27 protein-coding genes and 2 pseudogenes are annotated in these 26,671 nt (G+C 58.2%); 11 read left to right on the top strand and 18 right to left on the bottom strand.

What is annotated here, in order from left to right:
• Nucleotides 1-132 precede the first annotated feature (132 nt).
• Nucleotides 133-864 (bottom strand): GntR family transcriptional regulator, encoded by a 732-nt coding sequence (locus KRR23_RS04520; RefSeq protein WP_216741533.1) that lies wholly within the window; start codon nt 862-864, stop codon nt 133-135.
• Nucleotides 865-955: 91 nt separating this feature from the next.
• Here KRR23_RS04520 and KRR23_RS04515 point away from each other — a divergent pair.
• Nucleotides 956-1,161, top strand: a pseudogene (locus KRR23_RS04515) (twitching motility protein PilT); the annotation flags it as partial.
• 82 nt (nt 1,162-1,243) lie between these two features.
• On the opposite strand, the gene KRR23_RS04510 reads toward KRR23_RS04515, so the two are convergent.
• The 4 genes from KRR23_RS04510 to KRR23_RS04495 form a co-directional block, all read right to left on the bottom strand.
• Nucleotides 1,244-2,839: a DHA2 family efflux MFS transporter permease subunit gene (locus KRR23_RS04510; RefSeq protein ID WP_216741532.1), complete on the bottom strand. Its 1,596-nt coding sequence runs from the start codon at nt 2,837-2,839 to the stop codon at nt 1,244-1,246.
• The gene (locus KRR23_RS04505) at nt 2,836-3,933 is read right to left on the bottom strand and encodes an HlyD family secretion protein (RefSeq protein WP_216741531.1); all 1,098 of its coding nucleotides are present in this window, start codon (nt 3,931-3,933) and stop codon (nt 2,836-2,838) included. The genes KRR23_RS04510 and KRR23_RS04505 overlap by 4 nt, the downstream gene beginning before the upstream one ends.
• 97 nt (nt 3,934-4,030) lie before the next feature.
• Nucleotides 4,031-4,444, bottom strand: a complete 414-nt coding sequence (locus KRR23_RS04500; protein ID WP_216741530.1) for a cupin domain-containing protein — start codon at nt 4,442-4,444, stop codon at nt 4,031-4,033.
• A gap of 82 nt (nt 4,445-4,526) precedes the next feature.
• Nucleotides 4,527-5,288, bottom strand: a complete 762-nt coding sequence (locus KRR23_RS04495) for an SDR family oxidoreductase (RefSeq protein WP_216741529.1) — start codon at nt 5,286-5,288, stop codon at nt 4,527-4,529.
• A gap of 259 nt (nt 5,289-5,547) precedes the next feature.
• Between KRR23_RS04495 and KRR23_RS04490 the strand changes: the two genes are divergently transcribed.
• Nucleotides 5,548-7,146 carry a winged helix-turn-helix domain-containing protein gene (locus KRR23_RS04490; RefSeq protein ID WP_216741528.1) on the top strand — a complete coding sequence of 533 codons (1,599 nt, stop codon included), beginning with the start codon at nt 5,548-5,550 and terminating at the stop codon, nt 7,144-7,146.
• 267 nt (nt 7,147-7,413) lie between these two features.
• Here KRR23_RS04490 and KRR23_RS04485 read toward each other — a convergent pair whose 3' ends face one another.
• Nucleotides 7,414-8,850 (bottom strand): methyl-accepting chemotaxis protein, encoded by a 1,437-nt coding sequence (locus KRR23_RS04485; protein ID WP_216741527.1) that lies wholly within the window; start codon nt 8,848-8,850, stop codon nt 7,414-7,416.
• Between the two features lie 384 nt (nt 8,851-9,234).
• Here KRR23_RS04485 and KRR23_RS04480 point away from each other — a divergent pair, with 384 nt between their 5' ends.
• Together KRR23_RS04480 and KRR23_RS04475 are read left to right on the top strand one after the other, a co-directional pair.
• Entirely contained in the window at nt 9,235-9,975 is a 741-nt protein-coding gene (locus KRR23_RS04480) for a Mut7-C ubiquitin/RNAse domain-containing protein (RefSeq protein WP_216741526.1), read from the top strand.
• 110 nt (nt 9,976-10,085) lie between these two features.
• The gene (locus tag KRR23_RS04475; protein ID WP_216741525.1) at nt 10,086-10,247 is read left to right on the top strand and encodes a DUF2986 domain-containing protein; all 162 of its coding nucleotides are present in this window, start codon (nt 10,086-10,088) and stop codon (nt 10,245-10,247) included.
• A 77-nt stretch (nt 10,248-10,324) separates the two neighbouring features.
• Here KRR23_RS04475 and KRR23_RS04470 read toward each other — a convergent pair whose 3' ends face one another.
• Nucleotides 10,325-10,711 carry a hypothetical protein gene (locus KRR23_RS04470; RefSeq protein WP_216741524.1) on the bottom strand — a complete coding sequence of 129 codons (387 nt, stop codon included), beginning with the start codon at nt 10,709-10,711 and terminating at the stop codon, nt 10,325-10,327.
• Between the two features lie 220 nt (nt 10,712-10,931).
• Between KRR23_RS04470 and KRR23_RS04465 the strand changes: the two genes are divergently transcribed.
• Nucleotides 10,932-11,420: a GNAT family N-acetyltransferase gene (locus KRR23_RS04465; RefSeq protein WP_216741523.1), complete on the top strand. Its 489-nt coding sequence runs from the start codon at nt 10,932-10,934 to the stop codon at nt 11,418-11,420.
• Nucleotides 11,421-11,456: 36 nt separating this feature from the next.
• On the opposite strand, the gene KRR23_RS04460 is transcribed toward KRR23_RS04465, so the two are convergent.
• The 4 genes from KRR23_RS04460 to KRR23_RS04445 form a co-directional block, all read right to left on the bottom strand.
• Entirely contained in the window at nt 11,457-12,227 is a 771-nt protein-coding gene (locus KRR23_RS04460; protein ID WP_216741522.1) for a type IV pilus biogenesis/stability protein PilW, read from the bottom strand.
• A 132-nt stretch (nt 12,228-12,359) separates the two neighbouring features.
• On the bottom strand, nt 12,360-12,944 hold the full coding sequence (locus tag KRR23_RS04455; protein WP_216741521.1) for a DUF4157 domain-containing protein: 585 nt from the start codon (nt 12,942-12,944) through the stop codon (nt 12,360-12,362).
• A gap of 192 nt (nt 12,945-13,136) precedes the next feature.
• A complete protein-coding gene (locus KRR23_RS04450) occupies nt 13,137-13,595 on the bottom strand; it encodes a GNAT family N-acetyltransferase (protein ID WP_216741520.1) in 459 nt (152 codons plus the stop codon).
• 160 nt (nt 13,596-13,755) lie between these two features.
• Nucleotides 13,756-14,154 carry a DUF3224 domain-containing protein gene (locus tag KRR23_RS04445; protein WP_216741519.1) on the bottom strand — a complete coding sequence of 133 codons (399 nt, stop codon included), beginning with the start codon at nt 14,152-14,154 and terminating at the stop codon, nt 13,756-13,758.
• 178 nt (nt 14,155-14,332) lie between these two features.
• Between KRR23_RS04445 and KRR23_RS04440 the strand changes: the two genes are divergently transcribed.
• Nucleotides 14,333-15,163: a helix-turn-helix domain-containing protein gene (locus KRR23_RS04440; protein WP_216741518.1), complete on the top strand. Its 831-nt coding sequence runs from the start codon at nt 14,333-14,335 to the stop codon at nt 15,161-15,163.
• Between the two features lie 7 nt (nt 15,164-15,170).
• Here KRR23_RS04440 and KRR23_RS04435 read toward each other — a convergent pair whose 3' ends face one another.
• Together KRR23_RS04435 and KRR23_RS04430 are read right to left on the bottom strand one after the other, a co-directional pair.
• On the bottom strand, nt 15,171-15,896 hold the full coding sequence (locus KRR23_RS04435; protein ID WP_216741517.1) for a hypothetical protein: 726 nt from the start codon (nt 15,894-15,896) through the stop codon (nt 15,171-15,173).
• Between the two features lie 261 nt (nt 15,897-16,157).
• Nucleotides 16,158-16,559 (bottom strand): VOC family protein, encoded by a 402-nt coding sequence (locus KRR23_RS04430; RefSeq protein WP_216741516.1) that lies wholly within the window; start codon nt 16,557-16,559, stop codon nt 16,158-16,160.
• A 104-nt stretch (nt 16,560-16,663) separates the two neighbouring features.
• On the opposite strand from KRR23_RS04430, the pseudogene KRR23_RS04425 reads away from it, so the two are divergent.
• Nucleotides 16,664-16,822 (top strand): annotated as a pseudogene (locus tag KRR23_RS04425) (IS4 family transposase); the annotation flags it as partial.
• A gap of 268 nt (nt 16,823-17,090) precedes the next feature.
• Here the strand turns inward: KRR23_RS04425 and KRR23_RS04420 are convergent.
• Nucleotides 17,091-17,933 carry a hypothetical protein gene (locus KRR23_RS04420; RefSeq protein ID WP_253911924.1) on the bottom strand — a complete coding sequence of 281 codons (843 nt, stop codon included), beginning with the start codon at nt 17,931-17,933 and terminating at the stop codon, nt 17,091-17,093.
• Nucleotides 17,934-18,499: 566 nt separating this feature from the next.
• Entirely contained in the window at nt 18,500-19,483 is a 984-nt protein-coding gene (locus KRR23_RS04415) for a LysR family transcriptional regulator (RefSeq protein ID WP_216741515.1), read from the bottom strand.
• Nucleotides 19,484-19,625: 142 nt separating this feature from the next.
• On the opposite strand from KRR23_RS04415, the gene KRR23_RS04410 reads away from it, so the two are divergent.
• The 4 genes from KRR23_RS04410 to KRR23_RS04395 all read left to right on the top strand — a co-directional run bounded on the left by KRR23_RS04410 (nt 19,626) and on the right by KRR23_RS04395 (nt 23,266).
• A complete protein-coding gene (locus KRR23_RS04410; protein WP_216741773.1) occupies nt 19,626-21,083 on the top strand; it encodes an MFS transporter in 1,458 nt (485 codons plus the stop codon).
• Nucleotides 21,084-21,178: 95 nt separating this feature from the next.
• Nucleotides 21,179-22,030 (top strand): CAP domain-containing protein, encoded by an 852-nt coding sequence (locus tag KRR23_RS04405; RefSeq protein ID WP_216741514.1) that lies wholly within the window; start codon nt 21,179-21,181, stop codon nt 22,028-22,030.
• A 144-nt stretch (nt 22,031-22,174) separates the two neighbouring features.
• A complete protein-coding gene (locus tag KRR23_RS04400; RefSeq protein ID WP_054598376.1) occupies nt 22,175-22,384 on the top strand; it encodes a DUF1059 domain-containing protein in 210 nt (69 codons plus the stop codon).
• Between the two features lie 201 nt (nt 22,385-22,585).
• On the top strand, nt 22,586-23,266 hold the full coding sequence (locus tag KRR23_RS04395) for a glutathione S-transferase family protein (RefSeq protein WP_216741513.1): 681 nt from the start codon (nt 22,586-22,588) through the stop codon (nt 23,264-23,266).
• 310 nt (nt 23,267-23,576) lie between these two features.
• On the opposite strand, the gene KRR23_RS04390 is transcribed toward KRR23_RS04395, so the two are convergent.
• From KRR23_RS04390 to mqo, 3 genes are all read right to left on the bottom strand, one after another.
• Nucleotides 23,577-24,032, bottom strand: coding sequence for a type VI secretion system amidase immunity protein Tai4 (locus tag KRR23_RS04390; protein ID WP_216741512.1), 456 nt, complete (start codon nt 24,030-24,032; stop codon nt 23,577-23,579).
• Nucleotides 24,032-24,532: a type VI secretion system amidase effector protein Tae4 gene (locus tag KRR23_RS04385; protein ID WP_216741511.1), complete on the bottom strand. Its 501-nt coding sequence runs from the start codon at nt 24,530-24,532 to the stop codon at nt 24,032-24,034. Before KRR23_RS04385 ends, KRR23_RS04390 begins: the two co-directional genes overlap by 1 nt.
• A 327-nt stretch (nt 24,533-24,859) precedes the next feature.
• Entirely contained in the window at nt 24,860-26,509 is a 1,650-nt protein-coding gene (gene mqo / locus KRR23_RS04380) for a malate dehydrogenase (quinone) (protein ID WP_216741510.1), read from the bottom strand.
• Nucleotides 26,510-26,671 lie beyond the last annotated feature (162 nt).

The raw sequence follows: 26,671 nt of genomic DNA, 5'->3' as shown, positions 1-26,671 counted from the left end.
CTTATCCTTATAGGTGGAACATGAGGCAGCCGAGAGCGAACCGCGCCGCTACGAGGCCAGTCATGGCAAACAAAACGATGAATCCGCCGGCGATCGATTCGCCGGTGAGCGATCCGCTATCCGGGCAATGCGCTAGCGAATGTCCACGCTGTAACGGAAATGCTCGGCATGCCCACGGGAGCGCCGCCACTCCAGAGGCGTACCGGCGTAATCACGCGCCAGACGCTCGATCACCACCACGGGACTGTTGACCGGTATTTTCAGTAACCGCGCATGCACGTCATTTACAGACTCGGCGGTGAGTGCTTCTTCGGCAGAGGCGACGACCTGACCGCAGAGCTCTTCGTAAATCGGGTAAAGCAATGGCCCTTTTCGATTCAGGTCGATCTCCAGTAGCGGCTGAAACCGGCTGCGAGGCAGCCAGATTTCTTCGGCAAGTACCGGCTGAACATCCAGAAGACGAACACGGACAATGCGAATAACCGGCGCGTCGATTGGCAGCCCTAACGCCTGGGCCACTGCCGAGGGTGCGGCCACCGGTTCGATAGACAGGATGCGACTCTCCGGGACCTGGCGTTCACCCGCAGCAGTCTGGAAGCGGAAGAATCGGAAAAGCGATGATTGAAACTGAGGCCGACGAACGAAGGTGCCTCGACCTTGCTGACGCTCCAGAACCCCTTCACTGACCAGCGCGTCGACCGCTTTGCGCACGGTGCCAGTGGACAGTTCGTACTCCGCTGAAAGCGCAGCTTCAGTGGGAATGGCCTCCCCCGGACGCCAGCGATTGTTGGCAATCTGTTCAGCCAACTGATCACGCAGGCGTTGATAAAGCGGTAGGCGGACATCACTGGACAGGGAATTCATCGACTTTATTCACCTTGTTATCTAGTCATATATATGAATATTGGCCGAGTATTCTCCTGATGCATTTTTCTGTCAATAAGGGTTACCGAACCTGGCGGACGAACGGCAGCGGCAGCCCTTTACCTGCGACTGCGCGCGAGGGGCGACGGTCAAGCACATGATCGAGGCGCTCGGGATACCGATGTCGAACTGGTGCTGCTCAATGGCGAGTCGGTGGGCTTCGAGCGGGTGATCTTCGACGGTGATCGGTTGGCGGTGTATCCCAAGTTCGAAGCGCTGGACATCAGCCCTCTGCTAATGGCTTCGAGGATGGCGCGTCCACCTAATCCCTACTCGCAAAACGCCTTGATCCAAAGCCCGACGGCTGGTGTATCGCGTCTTATGCGCCAGTTTGCGCAGCGCGCGCTTTCGCATGGCGCGCCAGACCAATCTTGATGCCGACCAGCATAGGCGCGGCGACCACAAACAGCAGGGCCACTGCGTAGAACGCGGTATCGAAAGCAATCACCGTGGCTTGACCTGACACGACTTTGCCCAGCAGGCTGGTCGCTACCCGGCCAGCGGCTGCTTGTTCCATCCCCTTCCCCACCAACATCGCCGTGGTGGTCGTCAGCCGTTCGATGAGCGCGCTTCCCCCTGGGGTGACGTTGGCGCCGAGGGCCGCGACATTGATGACGATGTGATGATCGATCAGGGTCTGGAGCCCGGCGACACCCATTAATCCACCCAATTGACGCCCCGTATTGAACAGCCCGATGCCGAAGGCGAGGTTGCGGCTGTTGAGGTCGCTGAAGGCGATCAGCGTAATTGACAGAAACAGGAAGCCAAGGCCCAGGCCGCGCAACAGGATAGCCGCCATCATGTCACCGGCGCCGCTGTCGCTGGTGGAGCCGGACAGCATCCACATCGCCCCCATAATCAACAGGATGCCAAAGGGCACTGTCGCAACCGGTGGAACGCGACGGATTTTGATGAGAAAGGCAGCGATGAGCAGCGAGCCAACAAAAAAAACACCACTGGGCAGCAGGAGCAAACCGGCATCAGTCGGCGTGAACGCAAGCACTGACAAGGCGAACGCCGGAATCAAAAACGCACTGCCGAACAAGGCGGCACCGGCGACAAAACTGACAATAAAGGCAAAGCTAAAATCGCTCGATTTGAACACCGTGAAATCGAGCAATCCCTGACCTTTGGCCAACGTTTGTTGGCCGAAAAATGCCAGCAGCGCGGCTGTACCGATCATCGTCAACATCAGGATCCGAGGTTCCTCGAACCAGTCCCATCGGCTGCCTTGGCTGAGGACGTAGGTAACACAGATCAGGGTGGCCGAGATCAGAGAGAAGCCGAGCCAGTCAAAGGGACGCTGCCGGCCCTTGGCGGGCATGGGGTGGTCTGCGATGAGCAAAAGGCCGGTTGCCGCAAGGGCCAGCGGCACCACGCTGAAGAAAATCCAGGTCCAGGACTGGCTGTCGATCAACCACCCTTGAAGGGCCGGGGCGAGAGTCGCCGGTGCGACCACGGAGCCCATGGCAAACACGGCTTGAAGGATCGGCTGAAGGGCACGCGGCCAGGCACGAAAAATCATCGTCTGGCCCGCCACCAGCAGGGTGCCGCCAGCGAAGCCTTGAATGATGCGAAGCGCGATCAGCAGGTCCAGCCGAGCGGTGATGGCGGCGATGCAGCACGCCAGACCCATGGCCAGGGTTGAACCGATGATCAGGTTACGCGCAGTAAAACGCTGCATCAGCCATGGAGCCATGATGAAGCCGATCAGCTTTAGCGCGGTGTAACCGACATCCAGCCAGGCGAATTCATCAGGTGTTGCATAGGTGTCGCCGATGATATCGCCGCGCCCGATCGATAGAACGGTGCCGGCGATCGCCTCCGTCAGTGTGGCCAGCACGATGCCCACGATGAGCAGGACGCCAGTCGTAGCCTTGGCGCTGCTCGGCGTTGCGCTGGCAAAGGTGTTCATGAGCCGCCCCCTTGCGCCACCTCCACCCGCGCGGACAGACCTGGCACGATGCGCCCCGGCAGCGGATTGTCGGCCAGCCGGATCTTGACCGGAACCCGCTGCACGACACGGACATAGTTCCCGGTTGCGTTGTCAGGCGGCAGCAAGCTGAACGCCGCCCCACTCCCCGGCGCAAAGCTGTCGACCACGCCTTCAAGTGCCGTGTTGGGGTAGCCATCGACCGTGATGCGCACGCGCTGTCCAGGGCGGATATGTTCGAGCTGGGTTTCCTTGAAATTGGCCACGACCCACACATCATTGACCGGCACGATATCGAGCAAGGAAACGCCCGGCGTCACGAGCCGGCCGACACGAACCTGGCGGTTACCGACGACGCCATCCACTGGCGCGCGTACCACGGTGTAGTCAAGATCGATTTGGGCAAGATCGCGCGCAGCCTGTGCTTGCGACACGGCCGCCACGGCAGCCTCTCGCTCGGCCACATAGACGGCGATGTGTTGCTGTTGCGCCTCGACCGTAGCCGAAGCGGCCGATACCGACGCCTCGGCTCTGGAACGCGCCGTGCCGGTTTCATCGAACAACGCCTGGCTCACCGCGTTGCTGACGATCAGTTTGCGACTGCGATCGTGGGTCTTGGTTGCCAGATCCATGTCGGCGGTGGCTGAACGTCTTTGAGCTTCGGCCTGCCGAATCAACGCACGCTGAAGCTGGGTCTGCGCATCGACATGGGTCAGGCGAGCCTTTGCAGCGCTGACATTAGCCTCTGCTTGCGCAAGCTTGGCGCGATAGTCCCGGTCATCGATACGAAACAGGACGTCACCCGCCCGGACAGTCTGGTTGTCCACGACCTCTACCGCAGTGACATAGCCGGCCACCTTTGCGGCGAGTGAGGTCACGTCACCGCGAACATAAGCGTTATCGGTCGAGGTTGTGCCGCTCGAAACAGCCATGGTCCCCCAGGCAGCCACGACCACCACCGCGCCGACGCACAGCAATATGCCGATTGTCTTGCGCGTGCTTCGCCGCGCCACTACGACGGGGGGCCCGGCGATTGCCCCGGTGGCAATGGCGGCCTTGTCCTGGAGCGAGTTCATTTTTCCATTTCCTGTTCAATGCCATGCACTACAGCAGCCCCAGGGCGGCGGTGGCCTGCCGCCCGGCTGTCGAGTATTTATGAGCGCGTTGATCGGCTCACTTCTTGATAGGTGTGACGAGCGTCTTTTCGTCGGTGTCGAGGACGAACACGGCCAACAGGCGTGCAGGTTCGGTGTCGCTGGCGTTGGCGCTGACTTCGTGCACGGAACCCGGCTCCTCTACGAAGTTTTCGCCGACGTGGTAGATCTTTTCCGGCTGGCCTTTGACTTTGATACGAAACGCGCCCTCCAGGACCGTTGCATAGATGAAGGCCGTTTTCGGATGGGTGTGGGACGGCGACGCGGCGCCCGGCCCATACTCGACGACCACACCCTTCATGCTCTTGCCAGGGATGTTGGGAATGGGACGGTCAAACACGACTGTCACCTTGGCGGCGGGCGGCTCAGCGGCCGACGCTGCGCTGATCGACAGTGCTGCGAAAGCAGCGGCTAAGAGAAATCGGGCAACCATGGCAATACTCCTTCGTGTGCAGGGGTTATGACGGCGCGCCCCACTACCGGGGCGGCGCCTTCGTGAGTTGTCCCTGGAGGCCTCAGCGGCCCGCTTCGGCCGTTGACTGGCTGAGCCAGTCTTCGAAACGGATCGCGCCCAGGCGCGGGTTCTTGCCGGGGGTCAGCGATTGATCGTCAAGCACGGCACCGTAGTAGCGTGCGTGTACGTCCGGTACGACTCGGCGAGTATCCTGAGTGGCCCGCAGAAAGCGCCTGATCAACTCGTCGAGCGGCATGGCCTCGGGCCCCGCGACTTCGACCGTGCCCTTCACCGGAGCTGCCAGCACGATGTCGGTAAGTGCCGCCACCACGTCGTCGGACGCCATCGGCTGGATCAGCGCCGGCGAAACGCAAAGTTCTTCGCCGACGGTAAACGATTGGGCAATGCCGCCGACAAATTCGAAAAACTGTGTGGCACGCAAAATAGAGTAAGGAATGCCGGATGCCTTGATGAGGTTTTCCTGCGCGACCTTGGCCCGGAAATAACCGTTCTCGGGAAGCCGTTCGCTCCCGACAATCGACAGGGCAACGTGATGGCGAACCCCGGCGGCCGCTTCGGCGGCCAGCAGGTTACGGCTCGACGTTTCGAAAAACTCGAGGACGGCCTGGTCCTCCCACGACGGCGCGTTCGCCACGTCGACGACGATGTCGGCACCATCCATCGCCTGGGCCAGGCCCTCGCGGGTGATGCTGTTTACGCCCGTGCTGGGGCTGGCAGCGAGCACGTCATGGCCGCGCTCGCGGAGGTTCTTCACAAGTTTCGATCCGATGAGGCCGGAGCCTCCGATGACGACGATCTTCATGGGCTTTCTCCACGTATCGACTGCAACCATTGCGTCGGTGTAAGGGAAGATTGCCTGCAGGCGTGAACGAAGTCCTTGTGCCTGTTGTGGATTCCCCTCCACGAAAGCTTGGTTTTACATCCAAAGACGCCGCAGTCCGACATCGTCTCTGCCGCAGACGGTGCGGCGGGTTTAGCGCTGCCGTATCATCAATATCAAATACTAATCGCCAGCCGCCTGGGACACGGAGTTGAGGGCGCGTCACCAGGGGATCCTCACTTTGCCATTCATGTTTGAAGACTACCTGCTCGATGAGGAACGCCGGGAACTCACCTTGCGCGGGCAAGTCGTGGCCGTCGGGCCGCAGGTTTTCGATCTATTGCTGCTGTTCGTCAACAACCCCGATCGCGTCGTCAGCAAAGACGACCTGCTCAAGGCGGTGTGGAACGGCCGGATCGTCTCGGAGTCGACGATCACCAGCCACATCAATGCGGTGCGCAAGGCCATTGGCGATACCGGTGAAGAACAGCGCCTGGTGCGCACCGTCGCCCGCAAGGGCTACCGCTTTGTCGGCCAGATCAAGGTCGGCGGGATCGGCGAAGCGCAGCAGCCTGACCGGCCTGCCATCGACGAACGCTCCCCCACAGACCCGAAGGAAATGCCCTCCTCCTCGCTCGTCCTCCCGGACAAACCTTCGATTACCGTCTTGCCCTTCCAGAATTTGAGCGGCGATCCAGAGCAGGAATATTTCGCTGACGGCATCGTGGAAGATCTCATCGCTGCCCTGTCGCGTATCCGCTGGCTGTTCGTCATCGCGCGTAATTCGAGCTTCACCTACAAGGGCCGGACGGTGGACGCCAAGGGCGTCAGCCAGGAGCTGGGCGTTCGCTACGTGCTGGAAGGCAGTGTGCGCAAGTGCGGGAACAAGGTACGCATCACCGGCCAGCTCATCGACGCGACGAACGGGACACATATCTGGGCGGAACGCTTCGAAGGCGCGCTCAACGACATCTTCGAGCTGCAGGATCAAATCACCGAAAGCGTCGTCGGTGCCATTGCGCCGCAACTCGAACGGGCAGAAATCGAACGCGCCAAACGAAAACCCACGGAAAGCCTGGACGCCTACGACTACTATCTGCGCGCAATGGCAAAACTGCACAACGGCACCCGTGAAGCCATCGACCAGGCGCTGCCATTGTTCTACAAGGCTATCGATCTCGATCCGGAATTTGCATCGGCCTATGGCATGGCAGCCTGGTGTCACTTCTGGCGCAAGCTGAATGGCTGGATGACCGATCGGACGCAAGAGATCGCTGAGGGCGTACGGCTTGCGCGTCTGGCGGTAACGCTTGGCCGGGATGATGCGGTCGCGTTGACGCGAGGTGGACATGCGTTAAGCCATCTCGCCGGTGATGTTGACGGCGGCATTGCCTTGCTCGACAGGGCACGCCTGCTCAATCCAAACCTCGCCCCTGCCTGGTTCCTGGGCGGTATCCTGCGCGCACTGCATGGTGAAACGGACGCCGCCATCGAGCATCTGACCCATGCCGTTCGCTTGAGTCCGCTGGATCCGGAAATGTTCAGGATGCAGGTCGGAATGGCGCTCGCGCATTTCTTCGCCGGGCGCTTCGATCTCGCGACGGACTGGGCGGAAAAGGGCTTGGGCAACTTGCCCAGTTTCCTGCCCCCGGTGGCTCTGGTGGCGGCCAGTCACGCCCTCAGCGGACGAATGGATAAAGCGAGGTTGGCGATGCAGCGTCTACGCGAGCTGGATCCCACTTTGCGCCTCTCCAACCTGAAAGACTGGCTGCCCATCCAACGGCCCGAGGATTTCACGCGCTTGGTCGATGGACTGCGGTTGGCCGGGCTGCCTGAGTGACCGTGGAACGGTTCCATGTACTCACAATCAACGGGAATGTGCAGGCAGATGATACGTTTGCTGGCCAGTTCTGAGCGCAATCGTGCGCTGCGACGCCTGCCAACGGGTTTACTGGCTTTTGCATCAGCTAGATAACGGACAAACCCGGTCACTCACACAATAGACGCTCTGGATGGACTGCCTCACGGTGTTGCGCATCGCAGCGGCGATCCAGCTGACTATCGGACGGAGTACACACGGGTTGACCACTACAACCGCACAATGCTTCTACGACTTGAAGCGCCCCACCAGCCCGTTCAGTTCATTCGAGAGGTGCGAAAGCCGGCCTGAGTCTTCTTGCGCAGAGTTGGCCAGGCTTTCGACCAGCCGCGCCTCGTCGTAGATCTGCTGGATATGCCGATTGATCTCTTCGGCCACACTGTGCTGCTCTTCTGCCGCCGCCGATATCTGCAGGTTCTGATCCCTGATTTCATTGACCGACAACTGGATGCCTTCAAAGCTGTCACGTGCGCTCTCGATCGAGGACACACTGGCACGCGACAGGTCCAGGCAACTCTCCATCTTCTGCGAAACTTCCTGGGTCTTGCTGCCGAGCGTATTGAGCAACTGGTCGATTTCCCCGGTGGAGTCGGACGTGCGCTTGGCCAGGGCCCTGACCTCGTCCGCGACCACGGCAAAACCCCGGCCCTGATCACCCGCCCTGGCAGCCTCGATTGCCGCGTTCAGCGCCAGCAGATTGGTCTGCTCGGCGATGGCGCGGATGGTGCCCAGAATCTGGTTGATGCTGCGGCTGCCTTCTTCCAGCTCCACCATGGCCTGGGAAGACTCGGTCATGCGAGTGGCCGCGCCCATGACTTCGCCATACTCGATCAAACCGATGTAGCGCCAACCAAGGCCGGGCGATGTCCAGATATTGGCCATGTACCTGACCCCGTTGATTTGCACCTCGGTGGAACCCTGCGTGGTGGCAGCCAGTTTGGCGTAGGGCTCGCCCAGATCCTTGAGCTGCTTGAAGCTGTGCCCGGCGTCACGCGGGTCGACCAGCACGGTGCCGTCCTCGATCAACATTACGTAGCCGCTTTCGCCGAGCTTGATGCTTTTGACCAGTTCGGTGAGGTTTTTCAGCGAAACGCTCACGACCAACACACCCTTGGCCTTGCCAGCATCATCGAGCAGCGCCCTGGCGCTACCGACCAGCGCCACAGCGTCCTTGTCATAGTAGTAAGCGGGAGTTCGCACCGTTTTGCCGGGGCTGGCCATGGCGGCTTTGTACCAGGGGCGCAAACGCGGGTCGTAGTTCGACAGCTGCGGGTCGTCCGGCCATTTGGCGTAGCTGCCATCTTCCAGACCGATGGAAAGGATTGCGGCGGCCGGGTGCATCGCGCCATAACGTGCGAACGCATCGATGACATGCTGGGCAGCCGGTGGCAGAGGCTGGCTGGCGGCATCGGCGGCCAGATAGTTTTTGAGGCTGGCGATCGATGTGTATACAGGATCAGTGGCAATTTGATCGACGTTTTGCTGGGTTCCGTCGAAAAACTGCCGCATATTGCCGTCGATCTGGCGTATTTCACGGGTGCTGCCATCGAGAAACTGATCGACTGCCTGAGCCCGAATATTCAGCACCGATATCACAGCCACCAGGCTTACCGGAATGAAGGCGACCAACACAAAAGCAAGGACGAGCTTGTTTTTTATTTTCATTATGACGGTCACCATCCTGGGAAGTGAGGTACAAATAGCCGAATCACACGGATTAATGGCGATTTGCTGTTGAGTCTGTCCCGGCTGATTTTGTGGAATCTTTACCGTTTCTTCGTGCACAAAAAAAGCAACGATTGCTCTCAATATTTTCGCTAATCAAGAGGCTTCTATCTTCATGCCGCAGCGTTGGTGAGCTGATTCCTGTATCAGCTCAAATCAGCTCACCAAAATGCTGGTCGAGCGGGCCCTTGAGGCCGAAATGATCGAGCACCTGACACAGCGTGCAACTGAGATCGGCCAGTTGCTGACGCATCTATGAGTGCCAGCCGGAGAAAGTCTCCGGGCTGGACTCGCTCATCCTGCAGCCCTGCCATACTGTTCAGCATGACCCGTGCAACCTTCCGCTTCTACGAGGAGCTCAACGATTTCCTGCCGGCCGAACGGCGGCGTCAGTCCTTTACCTGCGAGTGCGCGCGCGGGGCGACGGTCAAGCACATGATCGAGGCGCTCGGGATACCGCACACCGAGGTCGAGCTGGTGCTGCTCAACGGCGAGTCGGTGGGCCTCGAACGGGTGATCTTCGACGGTGACCGGCTGGCGGTGTATCCCAAGTTCGAAGCGCTGGACATCAGTCCGCTGCTAAAGGTACGTGCGCAACCTTTACGGGTGCTGCGCTTCGTCGCTGATGCGCACCTTGGCGGGCTGGCCAGCCTGCTGCGCATGAGCGGCTTCGACACGCTCTACGACAATCGCTTCGAAGATAGCGAGATCGCCGAGATCGCGGCGCAGCAAGGGCGCATCGTGCTAACCCGCGACCGTGAACTGCTCAAGCGACGGATCATCAGCCACGGCTGTTACGTGCATGCCCTGAAACCGTCGCTGCAACTGCGCGAGGTGTACGAGCGCCTCGACCTGGCGCGTAGCGCGCGGCCCTTCAGCCTGTGCCTGCATTGCAACCTGCCGCTGCACGAGATCAGCCCGGAACTGGCCCGGTCGCTCGTGCCGCCACGCGTTGGCGCGCTCTATTCGCACTTCCTGCGCTGCGACGCCTGCCAACGGATTTACTGGGAGGGTTCGCACTGGCGCGGCATGTGTGCCCTGCTGGCACCTTTGCTGGACCGATAGTCGAGAGCATCGAGCAGATAACGGCCAAAAGTGCTCAAGTGCACACCACAAGGCTCTGGCCCGATATTTAAGCTGATATCATTCGAAAACGTACAAACCGAGTAGAAAAGATGAATCGTCGTAAAAAAATAAATCAGTTATTAAAGGCTAACGCCAAAAAGGCCAGCGCCAAATTGGCACCGCAAAGCAAGTCTAAATACATTTGCAAAGCCGACCGATTGAAGCTGGCGGCTGAATCCAGTCACGACGCAATCACTTCTTCCGAAAGCTGATCTGTGTAGCTTAAGCACCACCTGGATTTACAAATCAGCAGGCAGTGCTGTCGGCGGATTTATCTCGCGGCTACGCACTAGCGACGATAGTAGCGGTGATCGTCATCGTAGCGGTGCTCATGATGGCGCTCCCAATCACGACGGCGTTCGACTTCCCGGCGCTCTTGCTCTCTGCGCCACTCGTTTCTACGCCATTCGTCTCGGCGCCAATCTTCTCTACGATCGTGCCAACGGCCGTCACGCCAGTATCGGTCGTCATGGGCAAGCAACGGCCCTGGCTGCTTGCCGGCCATGCTGGCCAAGCTCGGCCAAGGGTTTCCGGCAGCCTGGACCGGAGCCTGAACGGCTGCGACTTCAGTTGCGAAAACAGGGTTTGAGGTCTTCATCTGTGATGCTGATGCCGAGCCCATTGCCGCAAACGCGAACAGGCTGAGGAGCACCATCCGTGGGACATAAAATTTCATGGGCGAAGACAACCTCTGATTGACAATTGGACGTGGCGCCATTTGGCTACGGGAAACCTTCGGGTCGCGCTTACCGAGCTTTATGTGCGTATTCACATAGACCGGTAAATAGGGAAAAGTTCTAGGAAGGCGCTGGATAAATAGCTGACGCCCCCCAGTCCGGTTGCTCCCTCGACACTCTTGTGAGACGTTGAGGCGACGCTAATTTTTCAGGAAGATCATGGACATTCGATCGACGCAAGCAAAAGACTGGATGCTATTGAAGCAAGTGCGACTCGCCGCGCTGTTGGACACACCAACGGCGTTTGGTGTGAGTTATCAAACCGCCGCCAAATACAATGACGAACAATGGAAAGAAAGAGCCTCATCAACCGGAACGGAATTCTGGCTGGCCTTCGAGAGAGACAGACCTGTCGGAATGATCGGTGCCGGAGTCGGTAGCACGAATCGCTATAACTTGATCGGGATGTGGGTTGAACCCGCTGCACGGGGCTCTGGCGTGGCAACTCAGCTGGTAGAGGCAGTGAAAGTCCGCGCGATGACGAAAGGCTTTGATCGCGTTTTCCTCGACGTCTCTCCCGACAATGCAAGAGCCTCGAACTTCTATCTGAAGCAGGGGTTTGCTTTCCTGGATGAATGGGAACCGTTAGAAAGTCATCCGCATATCACGGTTCAGACAATGCTTTGGATCGGAAGCCGCCCTTGCTGACAGGCAGCAATCGGCCAGAGGTGGACTCTCAGAAACTCAACCGCGCACCAAGTAGGCCCCTAACGGAACCCGATATCGCAGCTTCTCGCAGCTGCCAGGTGCGGGCTGATGCCCCGGCGGGCGATCAGGAAACCAGATTCGGCATTTACCCGGAGGCGGCAAATGGCCGCGGGGAATCTCGACCTCGTCGTACTCGTACGACGGCTCTGGCTCGACGGAAGTCATTTGCATTTGTCCTTCGGGCCGAGGTCTGCCAGCCGTCGGTGAATCCGATACGCCATCTGCCTTTGCGTAAGCGAAGTTACCAGCGTCGCGCCCAGCATCCCGAGTGGATTGTTCAGCAACGGCCATTTCTGCTTCGCGGCGCCTTTGGGTCTCCTCTTCCAGCCCCTTCCGTACGGCGACCTGGTCCTCTTTGGCGTTGGGTGGGGTATTCGAAGCCTGGGCCTGCTGCGCCGCCTGGATCAATTGGAAGTTGCGGTTGCGTAACGCGACGTTGCTACCAACCCGCATGTTCGAGCGCACCGCCAACGTTTCAGCCTGCTGGTACTGACCCTGCTGAAGACGCAATACACCGAGGTAATGCAGGGTCGCGGGGTTGTTCGGCTGGATATGCAGGGCACGCTCCAGCGTGGCAGCGGCTTGGTCCAGTTGACCATCGCCATACTGCCGCGAGGCCGTTTCGATCAGGGTGGTTGATGCGCTGTTACTTTGCGAGGGCGCTCTTCGCTCGGCAGCCACCGAACCAAGCGACGCGACGGCGCAGAACACCAGGATGAGACCCGGCAGAAAACTTTTGGTTGGCATCAGGGGGCGGACTCGACTGATCTCGGACGGCACTGCCGTAAAACAGCTCCCAACTGACCTGGCGAGTACCCTGAAGTTCCCGCAGCATCAGCCTTGGAACAAGGGATTTGGCCCTCTTCAACGTGGCAATCTTCAGTGAGTCCCTGCCCGCACCGACCGTCTGACCTCAGCCTGTATGGCATAAGCCGGCGCCTCCACAGCATTGAAGTCTTGTGTATAGCGCTGGGCAAATCCTTCTACCCCCCATTCCTGATACTGCTGCACATGCTTGAGTTCGTGAGCCCAGAGCGCGACGTCCTGCTCTGCGGTTTGAGCGTCCCGGAAGAGGATGATGTCGATCAGCGTCACGGCACCGACATCAGGGTTTTGCAGCATGGCAGTGGCGGCGTTGAGTTGACCGTTGTCGCTAATTTTGTAGCGCGCGGCATCGAGGACGCGGGGGTCATACCAGCGCAGCAACTGCTGCCGGATGTGCGGCGGAATGGGTTGGATGCCGGCGCTGGCTGCTTCAGCACGGGCTTGGGTCAGCCACAGCGCAAGGGCAGGTGCCGCGATCTGGTCGATGCCATCAGTCATCTGCCCCAGATCCGGCAGGCAGATGCAGCCGTCCAGGCACACTTGCTTCTCGCCAGCTGGACAGCCGTTGGCCTGGACTGGCACGTCAAGAGTCAGGCAAAGAACAAACAGCGCCACCAGGCACGTGGTGATAGGCGGCATTGGGTCCTCCAGGGACAGACGCAGCACGAGCAGTCGATCACAATTGATCGACGGCCCGCATAACTTTAGCGCATCCCTATCGGTCTCCTCCCGATGACTGCTGCGGGTCCAGGCTGTGTGAAAACGCAGGCGTCACATCAGCGTTTTGCTTCTTATGAAAAACACGCAGCAGAAATTTGAAGTCGGCTTTGACTATAAACTCCGTGACATAAGGTATTGCTCTTTCCCCCAAGCCTCAAAACGCTCCAACACTTCCCAGCCAAGCTTGGTGTAATAATTGCTCCGGTTGTGGGTGTGCAAGTACAAGGTCGTGAATCCAATGTCTCTTGCATGGTCACAGATGCCTTCGATTAACTGCGCTGCGAGCCCTCTCCTTCGAGCTTCAGGTGTGATGAACACACACGCAAGCCACGGGCCCAGATCCGGCCTGTCAGAAAGGTCGTTACTGGCAAGTGTAGCGCCGCCCAGCAACTGGCCTCGTTCCGTTGCGATCAGGCACTTCCAACGGCCATCACGCTGTCCATCAGAGAACTCTTGTTGCCAACTTGAAAGAGATTGCTGCGCAAACTCATAACTGAATTCCCGATAAAGCCATTCGGCCATAACGTCGCACATGTCCATTTGTGTATCGAGCCAATCCACTCGCAGCATCTGAAACACTCCTCAACACGGTTGTTTGAATGCAGGTCTATGCTACAGAATTTCATCACGCCCCCCCACAGCAAAAGTCTAAGAAAGCCAGCACGGCGGCTGGTAACGTCAATACGGTGATGGCCGATATCAGGATTATGCGTTTGGGCTTCATCACTATTCAGCGCGTTGGCATGAGTTGATAGTTGAACAGATAGAAATGCTGCCCATCACGAATATCAATCTCCATCGTGCCGCTGAGCCCCTCCAACTCGCCGGTACCCGAGTCGGGTACGACCTGAATGGTCAGTGTTCGCTGGCCTCTGTCCATTGTTCCAAAATGCATCAACACAAAGCTGCCTGGCCTTCCCGCCAGATTACCCTCAACCCGCTCCATCGCCACATAGCCGGCAGATCCCGGGACTGTCGAGAGGGAGGCAAGCATCTCTCCCAGACTATTGGCCACCAAGTCTCCCTGAAACGTCTTGTGTATGGCCTTTCTGCTCAGTTGAGCGGCCTCGGTACCGGGCGCAACGGAGTGGACAGGTAATTGGACGTCGAATGTTCCCTTGGCTTGCATGCTGTTATCTCCATTAAAAATCCAGGTAATGCCGTACGGTCTAAACCAGAAGCAGTTGTTGTCGACGCTAATCCCTCGACTGTTTACAGTCCGCCTATGCCGAGATCAGCGGCCTATTTGAGCGGTCCACACAGTCGGACCTATCCCTGATTTGCATTGGAGCAGATGGCGACCGAAGATGATTGGAAAAACACGACCAGCCTCTACTGTTATCCTGCAGCCCGCACGAGGCGTCCTTAATCAGCGATTGACGAGCCCGCAGTTCACTCACACTCGCGAGGCACCCTCAGTCCAGTTGGCACCCTGGGTTGAGCATTATTGGCATGTCAGCTGGAATCTCAGTGATCAGCCTGTACAGCAACAGGAAACCCTGCCTCACCCCAATGTGCATCTCGTTGTGGAAAGGGCTCAGGTCCATGTCTGGGGACCTCGTCGCTCCCGCTTCAGCAAGACGCTGTCTGGCAACGGCTGGGCGTTTGGAATCAAGTTTCGTCCCGCCGCATTCCAGCCATTTCTGGGCGGACCTGTCAGTCGGTTGGCCAACCGATCGATCCTGGCCTCTGAAGTTTTTGGGGCGGTGGTCGACAGGTTGGCCGAACACATCGAATGTCCAGGGATGGCAAGCCTGTGCGAGCAATCAGAAGCGTTGCTGAGTCCCTGCTTGCCGCAATCCGATGAGCGTGTACAACTGCTCAATGACCTCATCGCCCAAATCGCGTCAGACAACAGACTGACAACAGTGGCACAACTCAGTGAGTTGTCCAGAGTTAGCGAGCGGCAGTTACAACGCCTCTTTGCCCATTACGTTGGTGTAAGTCCAAAGTGGGTGATTGCCCGATACCGGCTACATGAAGCACTGACCCTGCTGCAGAGCGGCGAAGCCAGGCCGGGGACGGAACTCGCGCTCAAGCTGGGTTATTTTGATCAGGCACACTTCATCAGGGACTTCACCCGGATGGTCGGTCTGGCACCCGCAAAATATGTCCACCTGATGATCAAAGCCCCGTGACATTACCTTAGCGAACATGCGCTTCAAAAAACTCAAGCGCCCTTTCGTTAAGCTGCTTGTGAACGGCAACCCGATCGAATCCCTTGGCATCAACGCAGAGCTGCGGTGCATCCTGCTTCAACGGCGCAGGACACGGGGCGAGAAAAGCAAAATGTGCTGCGTCGGGAACGAGGTGGAACTGCGGTCTCTGGGGAAGTGCGTTGGCGAGTGCAGGAAGGGTTTCAGGCAACACGCCATCGCCGCCAAACTGCGAAGCCCAAAGCTGAATCGGTGCTTTCACATTTGTCAGGTTGGCCGGGCTGGGAAACTCGTTGAGCGGATCCGCCAAGACAAAGGCTTTGATACGTTCATCACGGGTCAAGGGCTGGGTGGGCACCTCTTTGTTGCGCAACTGTTGGCAAATGGGCAGTGACGGATCCGGACAAGGAACATTGGCATTGAGGAAATCCGGGGTGCCTCCGGCCAGTACGAGACCTGTGTAGCCACCGCGTGAAAACCCAAAGAATCCAATCCGCTGCGGATCGATCCTGGCGGCGTCCGGGGCGGCGCCCAGCATGTAATCGATAAGGCGCTTTATATCGGTCGGACGCTCAACGAACGCAGAAAGATCGTCCGCGTGGCTCATATCAGAAAAGGTATCCCCGGGATGGTTGATGGCCGCCACGATGAAACCGGCATCGGCCAATGTCTCGGCAAGGTCATGATGGCCAAGGATCAGGCAAACCTCTCCCACATCTGAACCAGCCCTACCAAATGGACGACACCAAAACCGACACAGACTGCCGAATTGATCACGATGAACCGATTGCTTCGTCCAGTGCCGACCCACACGAAGGGGTTCGCCAAAGCATAGGTTGCCCAAACCAGCAGGACCAACGCAATGATGCTGGTAATCACGACTGGGGAAACTCTTCCTGCCTCCGCTGTGTGGGCAAAACGTTCGCCCCGTCCAGGCAATACGTCTTGTTGATCCAGCGCTTAGGGCGATGGTGTATCACGCCATATCGTCTGCATGGACAAAGCACAGTTTGTTACCCTCGGGATCGCGGCAATACGCGCCAAAGTAGTCTTCCGAATACTGTGGCCGTAAGCCCGGCGCTCCTTCGTCCTTGCCGCCCATCGCCATCGCGGCTTCCCAGGCAGCTTGCACCTGTTTTTGTGAGTGGGCTGCAAAGCTGACTTGTGTGCCGTTCCCCCACGTAGCCGGTAATCCATTAAATGGCAACTGAACGAAAAATTGTGGCCATTTTCTTCCTGGGAGCCGCCAGCCTGCTCCAGCAGGGCCATCGTCATCTTCATCAGGCATACGCACCAACCCCAAGGTCGTGAGAACCGCATCGTAGAAAGTGATCATGGTAGCGAGGTCACGAGCGCCAATCTGAATGTGACTGAACATGTCTTCTCCAAAAAAATATATTTGAAATGTCTAGTCCTGAAACAGGTGTAAACATTTTTCAGGACGGGACCTCCTGCAATAATGGGTGCCCCCTTTTCGTTTTTTATCAGGAGGTCTGGGGCTTGTTGTTGGCCTACAACTTGATTCGCCGGGAGGCGAGCCAGACCGCAGAGGTTTTTGGCCGAGCGCCGTCGGACATCCGTTTCAAGCCAGCTTGCCAGTACATCGCCGTTCAGTTGATCGTCATGGCAGCGGCGAACCCGGCTTTGCGACGTCACTGACTGATGACAGTAAACGGCAAACGGCCCGACTGAAACCTGTCAAAAAAATCAGCTTTAGAGGCTGAGGGCTTTTTTAGGACAGTCGGGAGCGGCTACTCATCGAGGGCCGAGCGCTGCTGAGGCAGCGCTCACAACGAACCCGGATACATTAGCGCAAGCCAGTTTTACCGGATACAGCCAATGGGGTTGCAGGAGACGGGCTGACCATACATTTTGTTTGGACAGGCTCAATCATGGGTGCGTGCCGCACTCAAGCCGCATCTGCACCAGCGTCATCAAACGTCTGCTTGTCGAGATTCAAGACCTTGTCCATCACGTCCTGAGCACTGCCCTTACCTTCAACGGTATTGGTCTTGTAGTTGAAATCGAGTGCTATCCAACCCTGCAACTTCGCCTCATAACTATTAGGGTATTGTGCCTGCTCAATAGCGGGCAAATCCTTGTAGTGCTCAAGTGCTGCAGTAAAGAATTTCGTCAGCTTCCCGGTTCCATTATATTCAGCGATCGAATTGGCAACAACTTTCTGCCGCCAGGCATATTCCTGATCGGATGACTCACTCCACGCCGCGCGGCGCTCATTATTCGTAAAACTCCCACTGTCATCATAGATAATCAATGAGAGCTGATCGCTCGACATGCCCGCAAATGGGTTTTTACCACTGCCATTTACAAATTGCGTTGCATTTTTCGCACGCGCCAACAACTCAGGGTTCTGAGTGTCAGGCACTTCAGCATCATTGGCTTTTTTGTTGGCAAAATAACCATCACCGGAAATCTTGCTCAAAAGCTCACTCGCTTTCATGCCAAGCTCTTTCCTGCTCAAACTCGAGTCCCTTACCGCCGCACCCGCGGCACTCTCACTCAACTGCAGAGAGAGTGAAGAAAGGCTACTGGTATCTTTCTGACTGTCAACAGCAGAGTTTTCAGTTACCGCCTGACTTTTCGTTAGCGATTCATTTTGGCTCACCGTCACATTGGAAACCTGCGAGCCCGAAAGTGTATTTGAGTTTATTGAAACGACCAAGATAACGTCCTCCCTGTTATTAGCCATTCCTGAATAACTGGCCAGTAAATCATTATCGGCAGCACTCAAAGAAACTGTGCTGCTTCACGATGAATGGACGAACAAAACCGGCGCAGGCCCAGCGGCACAGGCAGGCTTTGCGCAAGCAGCCACACCGCCAGGCCAGGCCTGGGCCTTACTTCATGGTAAATTCAACAGCCCAGGCGTATGTGGAGATATTGGTCGACGTTACTTTCGCCGTACACACTGCGCCACCGCTAGGCGTTGCCGTATTGTTCCATTTTGGAATAGTCGAACCTAATGAGCCTGCCGTGCGGTAATGTCCGGCTGGCGATAGCATTTTTCCATCCTGCCGCTCTCCTCCTTGAACGCAATCGGTCTAAAAAAGCCCGGCCTGCGCTTTAGAGTTTTTGCTATCCTGAAACTGTAGGTGAAGACGCAGACTGATGCGCAAGAGGATAGCAAGGAAACGTGGGGCGCGTTCCGAAGGGTACACGGTTAGAAAGATCTCCGCGCTGAGATCCAGCCCTTATGCCGTGTGAAGCAGAAGAGCCTATTTTTGTTCCCAGGCAATTCTGTGAGAGGCCTGATAAACCTTGTAAGCCGGGGACCAGCGCCGGCCACCTACTCGATTTTCAAAGCCCGCCTTGTGCGGGCTTTTTCGTACCCGCTGGCGCAAGGCTTGTCCCCTCTTCAACCTCGCTCGCGCCCAATGTCCCCTCATTGCCCGGCTGCGCGCACACCTCCCGAAGGCACCCGCGCAACCAGCGATGCGCCAGGTCGGCATCCAGCCGTGGATGCCAGAGCATTGAGACGGTGAACGTCGGCAAGCTGAGTGGAAGCGCAAAGCTGTGCATGCCGGCGCGCAGGCTTTCGGTGTGCCGCTGCGGAACGCTGGCGATCAGGTCGCTGGCCCGGGCCAGCGCCAGTGCGGTCGAAAAGCCGCCGACGATGGTCACCACTTCCCGTGCAAGCTCGAGCGACTTCAGGGCTTCATCAATAGGTCCTCTGTCGAGCCCCCGCCGGGAAACGTAAATGTGCCTGCCCGCCGCGTAACGGGCGGGCGTAATCTCGCCCTGGCTCAGCGGATGCCCCTTGCGCACAACGCCAATGAAACGGTCCCTGAACAGTGCCTGCGTACGAACCTCGGGGCCTTCACTCTTCCCCACCACCCCCGTTTCCAAATCGACGCTCCCATCGCGAAGCGGCGTGCTGTCTTTATCGGGCTTCTGCACGAACCGCAGCCGCACACCGGGGGCTTGCTCGCCGACGCGTGCAATCAACTGCGCGCCGAAACTCTCCACAAAACCTTCACTGGTGCGCAGCGTGAATGTGCGGGCCAGCTGTTGGAGGTTGAGTGTTTCAGCCGGGCGCAGAACCGCCTCGGCATCCTGTACCAGCTGACTGACCTGCTCGCGCAATTCGAGCGCTCTCGGGGTAGGCACAAGTCCGCGGCCGGCCCTGACCAATAGCGGATCGCCGGTCGTTTCACGTAGTCGCGCCAGTGCCCGGCTCATCGCCGACGGGCTCAGCCGCAAGCGCTTCGCAGCCCGTGCAACGCTGCCTTCTGCGAGCAGCACATCAAGGGTGACCAGCAAATTGAGATCAGGTGTCGACATGGATCGCCCCTTGGAACGGCGTGAGGGTGATAAGGCGCTAGACGCACGAATAAAGTGCAAATGCTGCGTCTTCCGCCATGTTATGCGCCAGCGTAGATTTCTGACAGCTCCGTTTCGGAAGTCGCCAAACAAAGGGAACATGATGAAGCCAATCAGTGCAGCACGAGATGAGGCCGTCGCCGGCAGCGCACCACGAGCAACCTCGGTTCGCTGGGCGCTCGCCAGCCTTTCGTTATCCATGTTGCTGTCCTCGCTCGGCACCAGCATCGCCAATGTCGGCTTGCCGACGTTGGCACAGGCATTCAACGCCTCCTTCCAGGAGGTCCAGTGGATCGTCCTCGCTTACCTCCTCGCCATCACCACCCTGATCGTCAGCGTCGGACGCCTCGGCGACATCACTGGTCGTCGACGGCTGCTACTGGCCGGCATTTTCTTGTTCACGCTGGCCTCGGTCCTATGCAGCGTCGCGCCCACGCTCTGGCTGCTGATTGCCGCCCGGGCGCTGCAAGGCCTCGGCGCGGCCATCATGATGGCCCTGACCATAGCCTTTGTCGGCGAGACGGTTTCGAAGGCAAAAACCGGTAGTGCCATGGGCTTGCTCGGGACGATGTCTGCGATTGGCACCGCGCTGGGGCCGTCGCTCGGCGGCGTGCTGATCGCAGGCCTCGGCTGGCAGGCGATCTTTCTGATTAGCGTACCGTTAGGAATCCTGACGTTTCTGCTCGCGCATCGTTACCTGCCTGCCGATCACCAAGCGCCGAAACCCGAGCGCGCCGGCTTCGACCCGTTGGGCACTTTGCTGCTGGCGCTGATGCTTGCGGCTTATGCGCTGGCCATGACGATTGGGCACGGCAGTTTCGGTCCACTCAATGTGGCCCTGCTGGTGGCGGCAGCCTTCGGCGTCGGCCTCTTCGTGCTCGCCGAAGCGCGAGCTGCCTCACCGTTGATTCGATTGGCGATGTTCCGCGATCCGGTGCTGAGCGGGAGTCTCACCATGAGTGCGCTTGTCTCGACGGTGATGATGGCGACGCTGGTGGTCGGGCCTTTTTATCTCTCGCATGCCCTCGGGCTTGACGCCCCGCTGGTTGGGATTGCCTTGTCGGTCGGGCCGATTTTCGCGGCGCTGACCGGGGTGCCCGCAGGTCGTCTTACGGACCGTTTTGGCGCGCAACGCATGACCGTCTTCGGGCTCATCGCAGTGGCGACCGGTTGCCTCATGCTCTCGCTGATACCGGAGACGCTCGGGGTCCTCGGCTACATCGCCCCGATGGTTGTCATCACCATCGGCTACGCCTTGTTCCAGACGGCCAACAACACCGCGGTCATGAGCGATATTCGCCCGGACCAGCGCGGCGTTATCTCCGGCATGCTCAACCTGTCGCGGAATCTGGGGCTGATCACCGGTGCGTCCGCGTTGGGTGCAGTGTTCGTGTTCGCATCCGCGACAAACGACATCACCGCGGCGCGTCCCGAGGCTGTTGCCAGCGGTATGCGGATCACCTTCGTCGTCGCCCTGGCGCTGATCGCCGCTGCGCTCGTTATTGCGCAGGGAAGCCGTGCTCTGGCAATGCGCTCTACACTGCCTGGAGACGTCTCATGACGCGAAAAACAAAATCGGCTGCAGCCTAAAAAGGCATTGCGCTGGGTGGGGCTAATTCGCGCATCATGGACGCAGTCAGCTCAAGGGAGAGTTTCATGCGCGTCCTGTCATCCGTTATGCGTCTTGCCACGTTGTCGCTGGGGCTGGTGTTCGCCGCCACTGCCGTGGCAACCGAAGAGTCGCAGCTGGTCGAGTTGATCAACACCTACCGCAGCCAGGTACAGCGCTGCGCCAGCCTGGTGTCTCAAGAGCTGCCACCGCTCGCGGCCGATCCGCGCCTGATCCTGCCCGGCAACAATATCGGCGACCTGCAGCAGGCGCTGGCGCGTACGGCCTATCCGATGGTCAGCGTACAGGCGATCACGTTGTCCGGCCCGCGAGATGCGCCATCGGCCATGAAGGCCGTACGGGAGAGCTTTTGCCAGGTTGTGCTGGACCCGCAATTCGTCGATATCGGCGTGAGCCACGAAGGAACTACGTGGCGCATTGTGCTCGCGCGCCCATTGTTGGTCAGCCGCCTGGGCGACTGGCAGGCCGAGGGACAGAAGCTGCTCGAGATGATCAACAGCGCCCGCAAGCAAACGCGCCAGTGCGGAGCTCAGTCCTTTGCTGCCACCCAACCGCTGGCTTGGAACACCATGCTGGCGACGGCCGCCCAGACGCACACCCAGGCCATGGCCAATCAAAACTTCTTCGACCACAAGGACCGCGATGGCCGCACACCGGGTGATCGGGCCGAACTGGCAGGCTACGCCGGCCAGCAGATCGGCGAGAACATTGCCGCCGGGCAAGACACCGTGCGCAAAGTGATCGATGGCTGGCTGGCCAGCCCCGGTCACTGCGCCAACCTGATGAACCCGCAGTTCCGTGAGCTGGGCGCGGCGTACGCGGTTGATCCGAAGAGTGATGCGGGCATTTACTGGACGGCGATGTTCGGTACGCCGTAAGTACTTTGGCGATCCGGCGATCGACCTATACTTTGTGGATTACCACACTCGATGCGACGCGCATACGTGTTCGATGGGCTGCGTGACGTGTCGAGCGGTCCGTTCACGCAGGCCCAGGCCTGCCTTCGTATGAAGGAGAACATCATGTCGCGTAAATATATCGATTGCCGTGAATTTCCAAGCGGAATCAAGTGTTCTGTCGCACTGTCCGCCGATTCCGAAAAAGAATTGCTGGATGCCGCTGCGCAACATGCGGTCAGTGTTCACAAGCATGTCGATTCGCCAGAGCTGCGCGCCCAACTGAAGACCATGTTTCACGATGGCACGCCGCCGCTAGAAGCCCGACGCGCTTGATGCAGAAGGTTTGACGGGGGATTCAGAGTCGTCTGCGGGGCTCATATTGATGAGCCCCGCAGTTCTCACGCGTCTATCGAAGGCTATCGCCCGCCTCGCTCAACCCACTCAACTACCGGTTCTGTCGTGGCGACCAGTGCCCCCTTCGAGCCGTCATTCCAGTGACTATGATGAGGGGCAATACCACTGAGGAGTTGAAAGATGTCGCTGACTCTTTACTACCATCCACTGTCGTCGTACTGCCACAAAGTGCTGATCGCGCTTTACGAAAACGCTACCGATTTCGAAAAGCGGATCATCGACCTGGCAGACGATGCAGACCGCGCGGAGCTTCAAGCCCTCTGGCCACTGGTCAAGTTCCCGGTCATCAGTGATCACCTGCGCCAGCGCGCCCTGCCAGAGGCCACGATCATCATCGAGTACCTGGATCACCACTATCCGGGTGAGCAACGGTTGATTCCGAACGATTGGGAGACCGCGCTGGAGGTGCGTCTCTGGGACCGCTTTTTCGACAACTATGTGCAGGGGCCGCTGCAACAGATTGTTAGTGATCGACTGAACAGCACCAACGCTGATTTGAGCAAACAACGGTCCATGCTGGAGACGGCCTACGCCATGCTCGACCATCGAATGGCGTCGCGAATCTGGATGGCCGGCCAGGACTTCAGCCTGGCTGATTGCGCCGCAACCCCGGCGCTTTTCTATGCCAGCACGCTCGTGCCGTTCCCGAGCGAATTCAAGCACTTGAGTGCCTATTTCGACCGGTTGACACGCAGACCCTCCGTCCAGCGAGTCATCGACGAAGCCCGACCGTACTTTTCGCTCTACCCGTTTGCGGACGCCATTCCCAAGCGGTTTCGCCAGGCACCGGACATCACTTGAGGAGCGGATACAAGCCCTGGCGACACTCGACTAACGGTACTTGAGCGCATGCTCCCACCTTCCTAGGATAGTTCTGCGCAACTGTTAAATGCTCCAACAGTTGCGTAGGTGGTGAGTGATCTGAACCCCTACCAAGCTCACCACTTGCTTCACGTGCATCTTGAGCCTCTGGGCTCTACTTCCTCCCCATCAAAGAGCTTTGAGGCTCTTTTTTTGTCTGAAAAAACTCCAGACACCATAATGCCCGGCACCAGAAGCCGTTACGCGATTCGCCAGCTAGCGGTTACTCATCGTCAATCGCGGTGCAGGGTCACTCCTTTTGGGGTCGTGGCGGGTTGTCCTGACGATAGGTATGCTGGGGATTGATGACCAATTGCCTGATCTGACTGTCCAGCTCTTTGCTGTGATAAAGGTCCAGGCATTTGAGCAGTTCAAAGCGAACGCCTTGAAGCTCTGATTCGACCAGTGGATTGTGATAATCACGAGCCAGAAACTGGTCAATCAGAGGTCTACCGGCTTGAGGTGCTTGCTCCAGATCGAAATAGGTCCAGTCCATAAGCGCACTGGCACTGCTTCCGGCATCCTGGGAGGCTTTAGGTTCGTTCTTGTAGGCGGTAGCGATGCAATCTGCCAGTACCATATCCTTGTAGTTTTGCGCGTAGGTGCGTTCGCCTGCCTGTGGGGAGTGTGTCGGATCATCCTTGGACCAACTGTTGGAAGGTGCGGCTGCCCAAGCCAGTACCAAGACCGCAGTTAAATATTTCATCAGGACAAACTCCAGAAGCTTGCGCGGTCGGTTTGATAGTTCACACCTGGCTCATTGAAATAGCAGTGGTCATAACACATTCTGCCGTCAAACAATGTGGCATGCCCCTGAGCGTCCGACCAGCCAGAAACCTCAAACAGAATCAGTCCCTTCCTGCCCGCCAGGGGGCCGCCATCTGCGGCCGGGAAACTGACCGTCTCGGCACTTCCCCATTGCTGCTCCAGATAGGCAATCAGGCTTTTGACGCGATAGAAGTACCAGCGCTTGTCAGCGCCAGACACGGTTTCGCCAACTATTCTCGGTATGAGTGAGCCTGAGTAATTAAGGATATAGCTCATGCGCACCGCGCACGTGTTGATCCACCTTAGGGCTGGATCACGGCTGTTAATGTTCATTGCAACATTGCCGCCGATGACTGTCGCCACTTTTTCAGATGGATTGAGGGTGTCGTAAATCCGTTGAGAGGCCGCCCACGCGCTGGAAAATGAGGGTCGAATCATGTTTCATCCTTGATTTTAGGGAGCAGAAAAACGCAGCAGCTTAATCCTTCATGCTTGAGGTGACGATGGTGGCACGCGCCGCTCAACAGGACCTCATACTTCGGCCCTCGGCGTTACGACCACCGGAGGGGACTGAACGGTGTACATCTGAGTAGGTAGCCATAGCCCGAAACCATGTCTTGGCTTTGCGGGGCTGGGTAGATGACTTGGCCGGACGCATACGAACAAACCCCAGAAACGATAAAGCCCGGCACAAGTCCGGGCTTTATCGTTTCTGATCGGTCCAGCGCGCAAGCCCCGCCACACAGTGTGTGGCGGGGCTTCGTCTTACAGGGCCATATCAGTCGCTGGGTTGCTTTCTTTCTGTGGTTGCGCTGGAGCTGGAGCGGCTGTTTGCGCGGCCGCTGCCTTGCCAATCACAGGCGGTGTAGCAAGTTGCAGGACTTGGCTGGTGTAGGTCCATTCCTGATAAACACGCTCAGGACTGTCGTTCAGCTTGGTACCGTAGCTCGGGATGATCTGGTGCAGCTTTTCCTGCCAGGCCGGGGTCGCCACCTTGTCCTTGAAGATCTTCTCAAGCACGCCCAGCATGATCGGAGCCGCGGTGGACGCACCTGGCGATGCACCCAGCAGACCGGCAATGCTGCCGTCCTGGGAGCTGACAAGCTCGGTGCCCAATTTCAGGATGCCGCCCTTCTCTTCATCACGCTTGATGATCTGAACGCGCTGGCCGGCTTGCCACAGGCGCCAGTCTTCCTTCTTGGCGTTCGGGAAGTATTCCTTCAGGGCATTCATGCGATCGTCGTCCGACAGCATCAGCTGGCCGGCCAGGTATTCAACCAGTGGGTACTGCTCGATGCCCACCTTGGTCATAGGCCAGAAGTTGTGCGTGGTGGTGCTGGTCAGCAGGTCGAAGTAAGAGCCTTCTTTCAGGAACTTCGTGGAGAAGGTCGCGAACGGGCCAAACAGAATCACGCGCTTGCCATCCAGCACGCGGGTATCCAGGTGCGGAACCGACATCGGCGGTGCGCCAACCGACGCCTTGCCGTAGGCCTTCGCCATGTGCTGTTCAGCGATTGCCGGGTTATCGGTCACCAGGAACGAGCCACCGACCGGGAAGCCTGCGTATTCTTGTGCTTCCGGGATGCCCGACTTCTGCAGCAGATGCAGTGCACCACCGCCCGCGCCGATGAACACGAATTTGGCGTCGGTCTGGGTTTGCGAACCGTCTTTCAGGTTCTTGTAGGAAACACGCCAGCTGCCATCTTCATTGCGCTTGATGTCTTCCACTTCGCTCGAAAGCTTCAGCGAGAAATTCGGCTTGGTTTGCAGATAGCCGACGAACTGGCGGGTAATCTCGCCGAAGTTCACGTCCGTACCAATCGGAGTCCAGGTTGCTGCGACCTTTTGATTCGGGTCACGGCCTTCCATCATCAGCGGAACCCATTTCTTGATTTGCTCCGGGTCTTCCGAGTACTGCATGCCGGCAAACAGCGGGCTCGCCTGCAGGGCTTCGTAGCGTTTCTTCAAGAACTTGATGTTGTCATCGCCCCACACAAAGCTCATGTGCGGAGTGGAGTTGATGAACGAATGGGGATTCTTCAGAACGCCATTCTTGACCTGCCAGGCCCAGAATTGACGCGTGATCTGGAAGCCTTCATTGATTTCAACGGCCTTGGGGATCTCGACCTTGCCATTCTTGTCTTCTGGCGTGTAGTTCAGCTCAGCCAGAGCAGAGTGACCGGTGCCGGCGTTGTTCCAGCCGTTCGAACTTTCCTGCGCGACGCCATCGAGACGTTCAACCATCTCCATGGACATGCCAGGCTCAAGTTCATTGAGATAAACGCCCAAGGTCGAACTCATGATGCCGCCGCCGATGAGGAGCACATCGACTTTCTTTGTTTCAGCTGCGTGCAAAGGCATGAGGACCATCGACATGGCCAGGCCGAGTAGCCCCGTGTTCACTTTTTTTAACATTCAGTAATACCTAGGATAGAACGCCATCCACCCACCACTCTTGATCATGAGCTGCCCGGGTTCACCGCATGCAATGCCGCATGCCGTCGAACCCTGTACTCAGAAAGACTGATGGGTGGACATATAAGACCGACAGACACTATCGGTCTCACGTTTAGGCCC

The organism is Pseudomonas sp. CVAP#3 (genome assembly GCF_018986375.1).
In the GTDB taxonomy this organism is placed as follows: domain Bacteria; phylum Pseudomonadota; class Gammaproteobacteria; order Pseudomonadales; family Pseudomonadaceae; genus Aquipseudomonas; species Aquipseudomonas helvetica.
This window is presented reverse-complemented; position numbering and strand designations above follow the sequence as displayed.

Bases quoted from the DNA above. Each gene is read 5' to 3' on its own strand.
- KRR23_RS04390 (WP_216741512.1), bottom strand. From the start codon at position 24,032: ATGAAATATTTAACTGCGGTCTTGGTACTGGCTTGGGCAGCCGCACCT.
- KRR23_RS04385 (WP_216741511.1), bottom strand. From the start codon at position 24,532: ATGATTCGACCCTCATTTTCCAGCGCGTGGGCGGCCTCTCAACGGATT.
- KRR23_RS04405 (WP_216741514.1), top strand. From the start codon at position 21,179: ATGCGCGTCCTGTCATCCGTTATGCGTCTTGCCACGTTGTCGCTGGGG.
- KRR23_RS04495 (WP_216741529.1), bottom strand. From the start codon at position 5,288: ATGAAGATCGTCGTCATCGGAGGCTCCGGCCTCATCGGATCGAAACTT.
- KRR23_RS04400 (WP_054598376.1), top strand. From the start codon at position 22,175: ATGTCGCGTAAATATATCGATTGCCGTGAATTTCCAAGCGGAATCAAG.
- KRR23_RS04415 (WP_216741515.1), bottom strand. From the start codon at position 19,483: ATGTCGACACCTGATCTCAATTTGCTGGTCACCCTTGATGTGCTGCTC.
- KRR23_RS04510 (WP_216741532.1), bottom strand. From the start codon at position 2,839: ATGAACACCTTTGCCAGCGCAACGCCGAGCAGCGCCAAGGCTACGACT.
- KRR23_RS04505 (WP_216741531.1), bottom strand. From the start codon at position 3,933: ATGAACTCGCTCCAGGACAAGGCCGCCATTGCCACCGGGGCAATCGCC.
- KRR23_RS04395 (WP_216741513.1), top strand. From the start codon at position 22,586: ATGTCGCTGACTCTTTACTACCATCCACTGTCGTCGTACTGCCACAAA.
- KRR23_RS04520 (WP_216741533.1), bottom strand. From the start codon at position 864: ATGAATTCCCTGTCCAGTGATGTCCGCCTACCGCTTTATCAACGCCTG.
- KRR23_RS04475 (WP_216741525.1), top strand. From the start codon at position 10,086: ATGAATCGTCGTAAAAAAATAAATCAGTTATTAAAGGCTAACGCCAAA.
- KRR23_RS04445 (WP_216741519.1), bottom strand. From the start codon at position 14,154: ATGCAAGCCAAGGGAACATTCGACGTCCAATTACCTGTCCACTCCGTT.
- KRR23_RS04455 (WP_216741521.1), bottom strand. From the start codon at position 12,944: ATGCCGCCTATCACCACGTGCCTGGTGGCGCTGTTTGTTCTTTGCCTG.
- KRR23_RS04450 (WP_216741520.1), bottom strand. From the start codon at position 13,595: ATGCTGCGAGTGGATTGGCTCGATACACAAATGGACATGTGCGACGTT.
- KRR23_RS04460 (WP_216741522.1), bottom strand. From the start codon at position 12,227: ATGCCAACCAAAAGTTTTCTGCCGGGTCTCATCCTGGTGTTCTGCGCC.
- KRR23_RS04485 (WP_216741527.1), bottom strand. From the start codon at position 8,850: ATGAAAATAAAAAACAAGCTCGTCCTTGCTTTTGTGTTGGTCGCCTTC.
- KRR23_RS04440 (WP_216741518.1), top strand. From the start codon at position 14,333: ATGATTGGAAAAACACGACCAGCCTCTACTGTTATCCTGCAGCCCGCA.
- mqo (WP_216741510.1), bottom strand. From the start codon at position 26,509: ATGTTAAAAAAAGTGAACACGGGGCTACTCGGCCTGGCCATGTCGATG.
- KRR23_RS04430 (WP_216741516.1), bottom strand. From the start codon at position 16,559: ATGTTCAGTCACATTCAGATTGGCGCTCGTGACCTCGCTACCATGATC.
- KRR23_RS04470 (WP_216741524.1), bottom strand. From the start codon at position 10,711: ATGAAATTTTATGTCCCACGGATGGTGCTCCTCAGCCTGTTCGCGTTT.
- KRR23_RS04465 (WP_216741523.1), top strand. From the start codon at position 10,932: ATGGACATTCGATCGACGCAAGCAAAAGACTGGATGCTATTGAAGCAA.
- KRR23_RS04410 (WP_216741773.1), top strand. From the start codon at position 19,626: ATGAAGCCAATCAGTGCAGCACGAGATGAGGCCGTCGCCGGCAGCGCA.
- KRR23_RS04480 (WP_216741526.1), top strand. From the start codon at position 9,235: ATGACCCGTGCAACCTTCCGCTTCTACGAGGAGCTCAACGATTTCCTG.
- KRR23_RS04500 (WP_216741530.1), bottom strand. From the start codon at position 4,444: ATGGTTGCCCGATTTCTCTTAGCCGCTGCTTTCGCAGCACTGTCGATC.